Source organism: Halorientalis sp. IM1011, from assembly GCF_001989615.1.
Lineage (GTDB): Archaea > Halobacteriota > Halobacteria > Halobacteriales > Haloarculaceae > Halorientalis.
Map to the genome: position 1 here is coordinate 782,013 of NZ_CP019067.1, position 12,120 is coordinate 794,132.

Annotated in this window: 10 protein-coding genes; 3 read left to right on the plus strand and 7 right to left on the minus strand. The window is 66.7% G+C overall.

From position 1 onward, the window contains the following. Positions 1–171 precede the first annotated feature (171 nt). Complete coding sequence (gltB, locus tag BV210_RS03985) at positions 172–4,734, plus strand: glutamate synthase large subunit (RefSeq protein ID WP_077205390.1); 4,563 nt, start codon at positions 172–174, stop codon at positions 4,732–4,734. A 176-nt stretch (positions 4,735–4,910) separates the two neighbouring features. Here gltB and BV210_RS20160 read toward each other — a convergent pair whose 3' ends face one another. The 4 genes from BV210_RS20160 to BV210_RS04000 form a co-directional block, all read right to left on the minus strand. Further along, positions 4,911–5,069, minus strand: coding sequence for a YtxH domain-containing protein (locus BV210_RS20160; protein WP_172824871.1), 159 nt, complete (start codon positions 5,067–5,069; stop codon positions 4,911–4,913). 73 nt (positions 5,070–5,142) lie between these two features. Beyond that, positions 5,143–5,394 carry a hypothetical protein gene (locus tag BV210_RS03990; RefSeq protein WP_077205391.1) on the minus strand — a complete coding sequence of 84 codons (252 nt, stop codon included), beginning with the start codon at positions 5,392–5,394 and terminating at the stop codon, positions 5,143–5,145. Next, positions 5,394–5,609, minus strand: coding sequence for a zinc ribbon domain-containing protein (locus BV210_RS03995; protein ID WP_077205392.1), 216 nt, complete (start codon positions 5,607–5,609; stop codon positions 5,394–5,396). The genes BV210_RS03990 and BV210_RS03995 overlap by 1 nt, the downstream gene beginning before the upstream one ends. A gap of 28 nt (positions 5,610–5,637) precedes the next feature. Continuing rightward, complete coding sequence (locus tag BV210_RS04000; protein ID WP_084802553.1) at positions 5,638–7,422, minus strand: histidine kinase N-terminal 7TM domain-containing protein; 1,785 nt, start codon at positions 7,420–7,422, stop codon at positions 5,638–5,640. A 170-nt stretch (positions 7,423–7,592) separates the two neighbouring features. Between BV210_RS04000 and BV210_RS04005 the strand changes: the two genes are divergently transcribed. Both BV210_RS04005 and BV210_RS04010 read left to right on the plus strand, forming a co-directional pair. Further along, entirely contained in the window at positions 7,593–8,582 is a 990-nt protein-coding gene (locus tag BV210_RS04005; protein ID WP_077205394.1) for an NAD-dependent epimerase/dehydratase family protein, read from the plus strand. A 43-nt stretch (positions 8,583–8,625) separates the two neighbouring features. After that, positions 8,626–9,681: an NAD(P)-dependent glycerol-1-phosphate dehydrogenase gene (locus BV210_RS04010; protein ID WP_077205395.1), complete on the plus strand. Its 1,056-nt coding sequence runs from the start codon at positions 8,626–8,628 to the stop codon at positions 9,679–9,681. Here the strand turns inward: BV210_RS04010 and BV210_RS04015 are convergent. From BV210_RS04015 to BV210_RS04025, 3 genes are all read right to left on the minus strand, one after another. Then, the gene (locus tag BV210_RS04015) at positions 9,674–10,150 is read right to left on the minus strand and encodes a hypothetical protein (protein WP_077205396.1); all 477 of its coding nucleotides are present in this window, start codon (positions 10,148–10,150) and stop codon (positions 9,674–9,676) included. The two genes, BV210_RS04010 and BV210_RS04015, sit on opposite strands and share 8 nt — an antisense overlap. A gap of 124 nt (positions 10,151–10,274) precedes the next feature. Further along, on the minus strand, positions 10,275–11,165 hold the full coding sequence (locus BV210_RS04020) for an ABC transporter permease subunit (RefSeq protein ID WP_077205397.1): 891 nt from the start codon (positions 11,163–11,165) through the stop codon (positions 10,275–10,277). After that, positions 11,162–12,094 (minus strand): ABC transporter ATP-binding protein, encoded by a 933-nt coding sequence (locus BV210_RS04025; protein WP_077205398.1) that lies wholly within the window; start codon positions 12,092–12,094, stop codon positions 11,162–11,164. Before BV210_RS04025 ends, BV210_RS04020 begins: the two co-directional genes overlap by 4 nt. Positions 12,095–12,120 lie beyond the last annotated feature (26 nt).

Genomic DNA, 12,120 nt, shown 5'->3' on the forward strand with positions numbered 1-12,120 from the left:
CGTCATTGACTCGACTGTTCCACCGCCTCGCATCCTCTCGCACAACTATAACGGTTTTTCAATACATAGTGTCAGTATTGTTGTGAATGTGTTTATATCCCCTTATTTGAGTTTAACAGACCCTTAGCCCTTGAGGGACAGTCTCTTATTGGGGCAGTCGAAGTACCGCGTATGGTTGGGCAACGGACTACTAACGAGTCTGCGAGCGAGGTCGGGCTCGCGGATCCCACTGATGTACGGTCTAACTGCGGCGTGGGCGTCGTGATGGATCTCGACGGGGGTCGGGACAACGACGTCGTCGCCGACGGTCTGGAACTGCTCGCGAACCTCGAACACCGCGGAACCACGGGCGCGGAGGAGAACACCGGCGACGGGTCCGGTATCCTGTTGCAGATGCCTCACGAGTTCTTCGCGGCCGAGGTCGACGCCGATCTCCCGCCCCGCGGCGAGTACGCGGTCGGATCGCTCTTTCTCCCCCGCGACGACGAGGCCGCCGCCGCGGGTCTGAAGGATCTGTTCGAGTCGACACTCGCCTCGGAGGGACTGGAGGTCTTCCACTGGCGCACCGTCCCGACGGACAACGAGACGCTCGGCGCGACGGCAATCGAGTCCGAGCCCCGCGTCGAGCAGGCGTTCGTCCGCCCCGAGGGCGACGTGGACGACGAGGAGTTCGACAAGCGCCTCTACGTCGCCCGGCGGGTAGTAGAGAACACCGTCGAGGACGAGCGGCCGGCAGGTTACGAACGCTTCTACGTCGTCTCGCTCGATCAGGACACGGTCGTCTACAAGGGGCTCCTGCTCGCGGAGCAACTGCCCGAGTACTACCCAGAACTGACCGACGAGCGGATGACTTCGACGTTCGCGATGGTCCACGCGCGATTCTCGACGAACACGCTCGGTGCGTGGCACCTCGCACACCCCTACCGCAACATCATCCACAACGGCGAGTTCAACACCATCCAGGGCAACATCAACTGGATGCGGGCTCGCGAGACGGACCTCTCTGCGGAGGGCTTCGCCGACCACTTCTCCGAGGACGAGATGGAGAAGCTCAAGCCGATCATCGACGACCCCGAGCAGTCCGACACCGCGAGCGTCGACAACGGTCTCGAACTGCTCATGGAGGGCGGCCGGGACCTCCCCCACGCGCTCCGGATGCTCATCCCGGAGGCCTGGCGTGGCGAGGCGAACATGATCTCACAGGAGCGCCGGGACTGGTACGACTACCACGCCTCGCTGGTCGAGCCGTGGGACGGCCCCGCCCTCGTAGCGGCCACCGACGGCGAACGGGTCGGCGCGGTGCTGGACCGCAACGGTCTGCGCCCCTGCCGGTACGACATCCTGCAGAACGGCCGCCTCGTGATGTCCAGCGAGGCCGGCGCGCTGGATCACGACCCCGCGGAGATCGAGGAACGCGGCCGGCTCCAGCCCGGGCAGCTCTTCCTCGCCGACCCCGAGGAGGGGCGGGTCGTCCCCGACGACGAGGTCTTTGACGACCTCACCGACGAGAAGTACGCCGAGTGGGTCGATCGAGAGCAGGTTCACCTCGACGACGTGGCCGACCACGAGACCGAGCCCCAGGGAGAGGTCGACGCGCTTCGTTCCTACCAGGCGCTGTACGGCTACACCTACGACGAGGTCGATCACCTCATCCAGCCCATGGCCGAGAAGGGGAAAGACCCCGTGGGCTCGATGGGCGACGACACGCCGCTGTCGGTGCTAACCGACCACAACCGGCCGCTCTTCAGCTACTTCAAACAGCTGTTCGCGCAGGTCACGAACCCGCCGCTGGACTACATCCGCGAGGAACTGGTGACCTCGCTGGAGTCGCGGCTGGGCTACCAGCGCAACCTGCTCGACGAGACCCAGACTCACGCCCGGCAACTGGTCGTCGACTCACCGATCCTCACCGACGAGGAGACGACGGCGATCAAGGAACTGGACGAGAACGGCATGTCGACGGCGGTCGTCGATATCACATACGACCCCGACGAGGACCTCCGAGCGGCCGTCGAGGACGTACGCGCCGAGGCCGACGAGGCCGCCAAAGAGAACGACATCCTCGTCCTCTCGGACCGGGGTGCGGGCGAAGACGCCATCCCGATCCCGAGCCTGCTGGCCGTGGGCGGCGTCCACCACCACCTCGTGCGCAACGGCCTCCGCAACCACGTCGGACTCGTCGTCGAGTCGGGTGACCCCAGAACGGTCCATCACTTCGCGACGCTGATCGGCTACGGCGCGGGCGCGGTCAACCCCTACCTGGCCTACCAGACCATCGAGGACCTCGTGGCCGGGCCGGACGGCGCGAACCTCGGAACCGCCATCGAGGCCTACGTCGGCGCGGTCGAGGACGGCCTCCTGAAGACGATGGCCAAGATGGGCATCTCGACGGTGGAGAGCTATCAGGGCGCACAGATCTTCGAGGCCGTCGGGCTCGATTCGGACTTCGTCGCCGAGTACTTCGAGGGGACGACCTGCCGGACGGAAGGCATGGAGATCGAGGACCTCGAATCGGACCTGCGGACCCGCTACGACGTGGCCTTCAGCGACGACCCCGAGATCGAGCGCCAGGGCGAGTTCGAGCACCGGACCGGCGGCATCCACCACCAGTGGAACCCCGAGACGGTCGGGACGGTCCAGCAGGCCGTCCGGCAGGGCGACTACGAGAAATACAGGGAGTTCGCCGAGAAGATCAACGACCAGACCCAGGAACTCCAGACCCTCCGGGGCCTGCTCGAGTTCGACACAGAGGATCGGGAGTCGATCCCCATCGAGGACGTCGAACCCATCGAGGACATCGTCGAGCGCTTCGAGACGGCCGCGATGTCCCTGGGGAGCCTCTCCCCGGAGATGCACGAGAACAACGCCATCGCGATGAACCGGTTGGGGGCCAACGCCAACACCGGCGAGGGCGGCGAACCGCCCGAGCGCTTCGGCACCGAGAAGGAGTGTACGACCAAGCAGGTCGCCTCCGGCCGCTTCGGCGTCACCAGCGACTACCTCTCGGCCGCCGAGGAGATCCAGATCAAGATGGCTCAGGGGTCAAAGCCCGGAGAGGGCGGCCATCTGCCCGGGAAGAAGGTCAACGAGATGATCGCCCACGTCCGGTACGCGACGCCGGGCGTCGGCCTCATCTCCCCGCCGCCGCTGCACGACATCTACTCCATCGAGGACCTCAAGCAGTTGATCCACGATCTCAAAGCCGCGAACCCCGACGCCGACATCAACGTCAAACTGGTCGCCGAGGACGGCATCGGCACCATCGCGGCGGGCGTCGCGAAGGCCAACGCCGACGTGGTCCACATCTCGGGCCACGACGGCGGGACCGGCGCGTCGCCGAAGACCTCGATCAAGAGCGCGGGCCTGCCCTGGGAACTGGGCGTCGCCGAGGCCAACCAGATGCTCCGGGCGACGGACCTGCGCTCCCGGATCAAGGTCAGCACCGACGGCGGCATGAAGACCGGCCGTGACGTGGCCGTCGCCGCCATGTTCGGCGCGGAGGGGTACGCCTTCGGGACCGCCTCGATGGTCACCTCCGGCTGTGTGATGGCCCGGCAGTGCCACGAGAACACCTGTCCGGTCGGCGTCGCGACCCAGAACGAGAAGCTTCGGGCCCGGTTCCCGGGCACGCCGGAGAACGTCATCAACTACATGACCTTCGTCGCGCAGGAACTGCGCGAGATCATGGCCGACCTCGGCTTCGAGACCGTCGACGACATGATCGGCCGGGTCGACGTGCTCTCCCAGCGCGACGACGTGGACCATCCCAAGGCCAAGAAACTCGACCTCTCCTCCGTGCTCGCCGAGCCCGCGGGCGACGACGACCGCTACAAGACCCGCGAGCAGACCCACGAGGTCGACGAGCAACTCGACTGGGATATCCTAGAGGAGATCGGCGACACCGTCGAGACCGGCGAGCCCGTCTCGCTGTCGATGGACATCGACAACGTCGATCGCGCGGTCGGTGCGACCCTCTCGAACCGGATCTCACAGGAACACGGCACGCCCGGTCTCCCCAGTGACACCATCCGCGTCGACTTCGAGGGCGTCGCCGGCCAGAGCTTCGGGGCCTTCCTGCAGGACGGCGTCACCTTCGAGCTCACGGGGACGGCCAACGACTACGTCGGCAAGGGCCTCTCCGGCGGGAAGATGATCGTCAACACGCCAGCCGAGGCCCCCTACGAGCCCGAGGAGAACACCCTGATCGGCAACGTCGCCCTCTACGGCGCGACCCAGGGCGAACTCTACGTCAACGGCCAGGCCGGCGAGCGCTTCGCCGTCCGCAACTCCGGCGTCCGGGCGGTCGTCGAGTCGGTCGGCGACCACGGCTGTGAGTACATGACCGGCGGCGCGGTCGCGGTGCTTGGCGACACCGGCAAGAACTTCGCGGCCGGCATGTCCGGCGGCGTCGCCTACGTCCTCGACCGCGAGGGCGACTTCGACCGGAAGGTCAACCGCGGCATGGTCTCGACGTTCGACACCCTCGACGAACGGGACCGCAAGATGTTGCGCCGCCTGATCGAGAACCACGTCGCCTACACCGGTTCGGATCGCGGCCAGTACATCCTCGACAACTGGGAAGCGGAACTGGAGAACTTCGTCAAAGTTCTCCCCGACGCCTACGCGGAGATCATCGCGGACGACGACGAGGCCGACGTGCGGACCGAACCGCCCGAGCCCGCCACCCCGAGCGCCGACGCCAGCGAGCCGGCGGCGGGGCAGGCTGACGACTAGAACGCACCCACTTTTTACGTCAGGGGGGTCGCCCACGGCGACCCCCCTGCGCAAAAACTTGGGGAAAAAGGCCGCTCGCGCGCCGTCGGCGCGCTCGCGGTTGCTATGCTGGCCGTCCGCCGCACCACCGGCTACTGGGTTCGACTGCGCACCGCTAAAAAACCGCTCCGACGGCGTCAGTTACTGTTGCGGAGGCCCTCGATACGACCTTCGAGGTCGTCGATAGCGTCCCGGACCTCCTGTTTGGCCGACTCGCTCATCTGCTCGGTCTCTTCGACGGCACTGTCGAAGGCGTCCCGAACTCGTTCGAGAGCGTCGTCGGTCTTGTCGGACATTGCACCCGGGATATGTCACTCGCGAGTGGTAAAAGCTGTGGCAGAATCGTTGCCAAACCGCGACCGAAACCGGTCAGAACCTGCGGTCGGACCCGTCGTCAGCGTCTCGGCGCGTCCACGACGCACGGCTCCTATCGGCCGCTGTTTGGTCGTCCGCTCGATCTTCGACTGCCGTCCGCCTGTCGGCGCGAGCCGATTCCTCCGCTCGCTGTCGGTCCATCACGTCGGTGTCGTCGGTCTCGGCGTTAACCAGCGCCCACAGCACGAGCGGCACGCCCAGCGCGAACACCAGACCGAACACCAGGACGAACCCGCCGGCGGTCATCAGCCCATGAACACGTCCAGCAGGTTGCTCGTGCCCGCGTCGGACTTGTACAGTTCCGTGTAGCCGCAGTTCGTACAGGAGACCGTTTTGAACCCGCGATTCTGGATGTCGAACATCTTGGACAGGCCGCCGCCGGTAGTCGTGATCGTGTCGACTTCGGCGTCGTCGTGGCCGCACTTCGGACAGCCGTGCTCGGAGGGGTTTTCAGGGGGCATACGTACGAGTCTGGAACCTGTACCCCTATCAGTATTTTGCCGGCTCGTCCGACTCCGTGGCCCGCTGGAGTTCCATCCGAACCGCCGCGCCGGAATCCGTGTTCGACCACGAGACCGTCCCGCCGGAGTTACGCACGATCCAGTCGATCAGCCAGAGACCGATTCCGCTCGCGTGGATCAGCTCGGTCTCCTCGCCGGTCTCGATGGCCTGCATCTCCTGCTCGGGGATCCCGGGACCGTCGTCGCTGACGGTCAGAGTGACGGTGTCGTCGTCGGCCCGGACCTCGATATCGACCGTCGGCTCCGGGCCTGGATCGTGGACGATGGCGTTCTCGATCGCGTTCTCGAAGGCCGCCGAGAGGTAGACGCTCCCCCGGACGGACACGCCGGACGGCACCTCGGCACGGATCGTCGCCTCCGGGTATTCGGCTCTGAAATCGGCCAGCGTGTCCTCGAGCAGGGGTTCGAGGTCGACGTCGACCAGGTCGGCATCGGTGCCGACGACGCGGTCGACGATGCGGGTCTTTCGGCTCGTGGTCGCGAGGTCCTCGGCCGTTTCGACGATCTGTTCGGCCCGTGTCACCACGTCGTCGCTGTCGGCGTTGGCGGCGATCCACTCGGCGTTGCCCTGGACGACGTTCACGTCGTTCCGGATGTTGTGCCGGATGATCCGCGAGAGGACCTGTTTGAGCGTCTGGAGTTCCCCCTCGCGGTTGCGGAGTCGCTGTTCGCGTCCCTTCTGGCTCGTGATGTCGTTCATCACGATGGCCCGACCGACGAGCGAGTCGTCCCCGCCGGTGATCGGAGAGACGTTCACGTCGTAGCAGTTCCGCTCGCCATCGGACTGCACCCAGATCTGCTGGCGGCTCCCGTCGTTGACCAGCCCGTCCTCGAAGAACTCGTCGAGGTCGACGACGTCGTAGATCGGCCTGCCGATGAGCCGTGTCTGGGTGTCCAACATCTCTTTGGCCGTCGTGTTCACGTCGACGACGTAGTCGGTCGCGTCGAGGATGACGACCCCGCTGTCCATCTCCTCGACGACGAAGTCACGTGCCAGCGGTACGACGTCGTCCGAACGCGGGTCGAGGAGTTCGAGGAACCGGTCGATGGGCAGCGAGCGCACGAACCGGCGGCTTGCCAGAACGACCAGCCCGAAGACGCCCCAGAACAGGAAGACGATCGGGACGAACATCATGTGTGGCAGCGGGCTGTAGCCGATCACCGAGAGGATGTTGGCGAGCCAGATGGTGATGCTGGCCAGCAACAGGATCACCGTGAACGTTCGATAGAGGTTGCGCGAGCGCCGGAACTTCTTGAACAGGACGGCGTGGGTGAGCGCGTGGATGACGTAGACGACCAGCACGGAGAGCCAGAGACCGATCGCCCACTCGTGGCCGACTCCGACCCAGCCGCCGGTGCGGTCGACCGTCCGCTCGACGAACACGAGGTCGTGCAGGGGGTTCGAGACGGTGAGCGCGGTGATCGAGGCGACCGCGACGCCGAAGGCGGTGAACAGCGGCCACGACAGCCACCGTTCGTAGCCGCTGTAGCTGAGACAGAACAGACACCAGGTGGCCGTCGTCAGCGCGGCAAAGGCCAGGACGCTCCCGACCAGCACCCGGGTCGTGAGGGGATCGACGACGGACAGCGCGGCCGCGGAACTCCCGGCCCAGAGCGCCATCGCGACCATCGCCCACGCGTACATGCTCGCGGAGAGCCGGTCGCTCTGCCGCCGGACGTAATACGCACTGACGAGGGCGAGCAACGCACTCGCGATCAGTGGCACCGTATACGGCGTGTGCTGGAGTCTCATCAGTGGAACCGGCCCGGGGATTTCGGAGACGTAACCGCCGGGACAGACGGTAGAGCGCCGATAAAAGGTTGGCCGTGTATTGGCTGCCGATACAGCCGAGTCTGGCCGGAGCCCGAGCGGGGGCCGATCCCGGACCGAACCTTTTCACCCGTGGCGTCGTGGAAGCAGATATGACACGGGCGCTGGTCATCGGTGGGACGCGCTTTATCGGTCGCCACACCGTCGCGGAGTTGCGCGACCACGGCTACGACGTGACGATCTTCAACCGCGGCGAACACGACAACCCCTTCGACGACACCGGGGTCGAACACGTCGAGGGCGACCGCACCGACGACGGCGACCTCGCCGACGTCGCCCACGCCGTCTCCCCGGACGTGGTGATCGACTGCGTGGCCTACCAGCCCCGCGACGTGCGGGCCGCGACCCGGATCTTCGACGACGTCGAGGCCTACGTCTACGTCTCCAGCGGCGCGGCCTACGGCGAGGAGGCCATCCCGAAACGCGAGGGCGAGACGGCGCTCTGTGAGTGCTCCGACGAGCAGGCGACCGACGACTCGGCGGACAGTTACGGCCCCCGGAAGGCGGCGGGGGATCGAGCGGTGTTCGCTGCGGCCGAGGACGGCGTGAACGCGACGAGCGTCCGCCCCTGCAACGTCTACGGACCCCACGACTACACCGGCCGGGTGGACTACTGGATCGAGCGCGTCTCGACTCACGATCGAGTGCTGGTCCCCGGTGACGGGACGAACGTCTGGCACCGGGCCTACGTCGAAGACGTGGCATCGGCGCTCCGGATCGTCGCCGAAGAAGGCGACCCGGGCGAGGCCTACAACGTCGGCGACCGGCGGGCGACGACGCTCGACGAACTGGTCGAGGGGATCGCCTCGGTACTGGACGAGTCGGTCGAGATCGTCCACACCGGGCCGCGGGAACTCGCGGCCGGCGATATCGACCCCGGGGAGTTCCCCCTCTACCGGGACTACCCGCACCTGCTCTCGACGGCGAAGTTGTCCGGACTGGGCTGGGAGGCGACGCCGGTGGAATCGGCACTCGAAGCGACGGTCGAGGACTACGTCGAGAGCGAGCGCGACGGGAGCGAACACGGGCCTGACCGCGAGCGCGAGGAGCGCGTGCTGGGCGTGCTGGACACGCTGGCCTGAGACGAGGGGGAACGCATTAATCCGTGGCACGACACGGGAGCGTATGTTCGAGAAGTCTTCGTGGATCCGTCTACCCCGGAACGTGGTGGTGGGGCACGGCGTCCTCGACGAGACAGTTGACGCCGTCGCCGAACTCCACCTGACGGGACGGCCGCTGGTGGTGACGAGTCCGACGCCGAAGGAGGTCGCAGGAGACCGCGTCGTCGAGGCCTTCGGGGCCGAGGGGGCCCAACCGGCGCTGACGACGGTCGAGGAGGCCAGTTTCGCCGAGGTCGAGCGCGTCATCGAGACCGCACGCGCCGAAGAGGTCGGGTTCCTGATCGGCGTCGGCGGCGGGAAGGTCATCGACATCACGAAGATGGCCGCCGACGACCTCGGACTCGGGTTCGTCTCGGTGCCGACCGCGGCCAGCCACGACGGCATCGTCAGCGGTCGCGGCTCGGTCCCCGAGGGCGACACGCGCCACAGCGTCGCCGCCGAACCGCCGCTGGCCGTCGTCGCCGACACCGAGATCCTCGCGGCGGCTCCCTGGCGGCTGACCACCGCGGGCTGTGCCGACATCATCAGCAACTACACCGCCGTCAAGGACTGGCAGCTGGCCCACCGGCTGAAAAACGTCGAGTACTCCGAGTACGCCGGCGCGCTCAGCCAGATGACTGCCGAGATGCTCGTCGAGAACGCCGACTCGGTGAAGAAGGAACTCGAAGAGTCGGCGTGGGTCGTCGTCAAGGCGCTGGTCTCTTCGGGCGTGGCGATGTCCATCGCGGGCTCGTCCCGGCCCGCGAGCGGGGCCGAACACCTCTTCTCGCACCAACTCGACCGGCTCGTGCCCGGCGAGGCGCTCCACGGCCATCAGGTCGGCGTCGGCTCGATCATCACGGAGTACCTCCACAGCGGCCAGACGGAGTGGCGCAAGATCCGGGACGCACTGGCCGGAATCGGTGCGCCGACGACCGCCGACGAACTGGGGATCGACGACGAGACCGTCATCGAGGCGCTGACGACCGCCCACCGCATCCGGGATCGCTACACGATCCTCGGCGACGGCGTGAGCGAACCCGCGGCCCGCGAGGCCGCCCGCGCGACCGGCGTCATATGAGAAGCTGACTCTCCGGCGGCTCGGCGCGCCACTGACACTCCGCCGGAGGTGTGCCGCCGACGTGTGTGCCGGTGAACAGAACCAGCAGTCGATAGACCGGGTCGGCCTCGGCGTCGTCTTCGTTCCGGACGCCCGCGATGGTGACCGCTTCGAGCCCGTCGATTCGGCACTCGACCCCGGTCGACTGGACGGCACTCCGGGCGCGATTCTCGATGGACGCGCCGGAGCTGACGATGGACGCCGGGGCACGGACCGCCTCCCCATCGGGACGGACGAGCACCTCGTCGGCATCGTTGCGGACGTGGACGTCCACGCGACCGACCGTCCCCTCCCACTCCCGGGCGATCTCCTCGTAACACTCCGAGGAGACCGACACCGTCGTCTGTGACACCGGAAACGACCCATACCCCGCTTCGAGTTCGGCCAACAGGTCCTCGACGCAGTCCCGTGACCGACCGGCAAATTTCATGCACCCATCCAGACATGGTCCGGAAATAAACCCGTCACATCTTTTCGACCTCGTGGGAAGCACACAACCCCCGATTGACGCACTACGAGAGTGGACGATATCGAGCGCCGGGGCGACCGAAGGGTCAGCCCAGGTCGGCGTCGCGGAAGACGTAGTAGGCGAGCGCTCCGGCTCCGACGGCCCAGACGAGCAGGGTGAGGAGGGCGAACCACTCGGTGAGGTAGAACGGCGGTGACTGCATATTCCCGACCATCGCGCCACGCGGCCCCAGACCGTCCATCCTGATGCCGGGATACGGGACCGGGAAGTCGGTGAACACGATCGACGCGATGCGGGTGTACGCGGCGGTCGGGCTGAGGTAGCTCAACAGCAGGTACCAGCGAGTGGGGCCAGCGCCGCCGAATGGCAGCGCGACGAACTGGATCAGGCCGGTCCAGGCGACGTGGGTCACGAAGAACAGGCCGATCACGCTCGTAATGGCCCGACGCCGCGTGCTGGCGAGCGCCGACAGGCTCACGGCGAGCGTCGTGAACACGGTCCCGAGCAGGAGCGTCGCGAGGAACAGGCCGAGAACCGCGACGGAGAACTCCGCTGGCGAGCCGAGTCCGACGAGCACGGGTATCGTGACCGCCATCGTGACGAACCCGACGGCGACGCTCACCGAGATCACCGCGGTCCGGCCGAGGATCTTTCCGACGAAAATCTCCGCGCGTTCGAAGGGGAGCCCGAGCAGGAGTTTGATGCTGCCCGAGCGACGCTCGCCGACGACCGACATGTATCCGACGATCAGCGCGATGATCGGAACGATCCAGGTGATCGGACTCGTCAGCGAGACCAGCACGAGTTTCGGGAGGACGCCAGCCGGAACCTCCGGCGAGACGTCCATCCGGGAGACCTGATACGCGGCGAGGACAACGAGCAGCGCGAAGAGGGCGCTGACGACCCAGACCGTCTTCGACCGCACGGCGTCGTCGAAGTCCTTCCGGGCCATGACCGAGAGCTGTCGGTCCCTCATGCCGACACCTCCCGGGCCTCGTCCTCGTCGATCAGCTCCGCGAACAGCTCTTCGAGCGAGGACTCGGTGGTCTCGAAGTCGGTGACCGTCGCGCCCGCGTCCTCGATCCGGCTGATCACTCTGGCCTTGGCAGTCGAGTCCGACAGAGTCATCGTCAGCTCCGGCCCGTCGGCCCGGACGTTGGACACGTCGTCCATCGCCTCCAGATCCGTGATGGTGAGATCCGGCTGGCTGTCGACGGTCACGTGTAGCGTCGTCCCGACGCCGACGGTGTCGCGGATCTCGTCCAGCGACGCCACCTCGATGAGTCGCCCCTCGTTCATGATCCCGACCCGGTCACAGACCGCCTCCACCTGCCCGAGGATGTGACTGGAGAAGAAGACGGTCGCGCCGCGGTTCACTTCCTGCCGGATGACGTTGCGCATCAGCCGGATCCCGTTGGGGTCCAGCCCAGTCGATGGCTCGTCGAGGATCAACAGATCCGGCTCGTCGACGAGCGCCATCCCCAGCACGAGTCGCTGGGCCATCCCCTTCGAGTAGTCGCCGGCGTTCCGCTCGGCGTCCTCGGGGTCGAGTCCCACCCGGTCCAGAATCTCGTCGGGGTCGTCGTCGGCCCCCCGGGCCTCCACCACGAACTCCAGATGGCGACGACCTGAGAGCCGGTCGTAGAGCTGGTAGCCGTCGGGGAGGACGCCGACTCGTTCGCGGATGTCGACGGCCTCCGTCCGCGTCGGATGGCCGAACACGCGCGCCTCCCCCGAGGACGGCGGCGTGTAGTCCAGTAGCATGTTGATCACCGTCGACTTCCCGGCTCCGTTCGGGCCGAGAAAGCCGAACACCTCCCCCTCCTGGACGGTCAGGTCGACCGAGTCCACGGCGACCACGTCGCCGTATCGTCGCGTCAGACCGTCCGTCTCGATCGCGACCATATGCCTCCTCTCTACCGCCCCGCCAA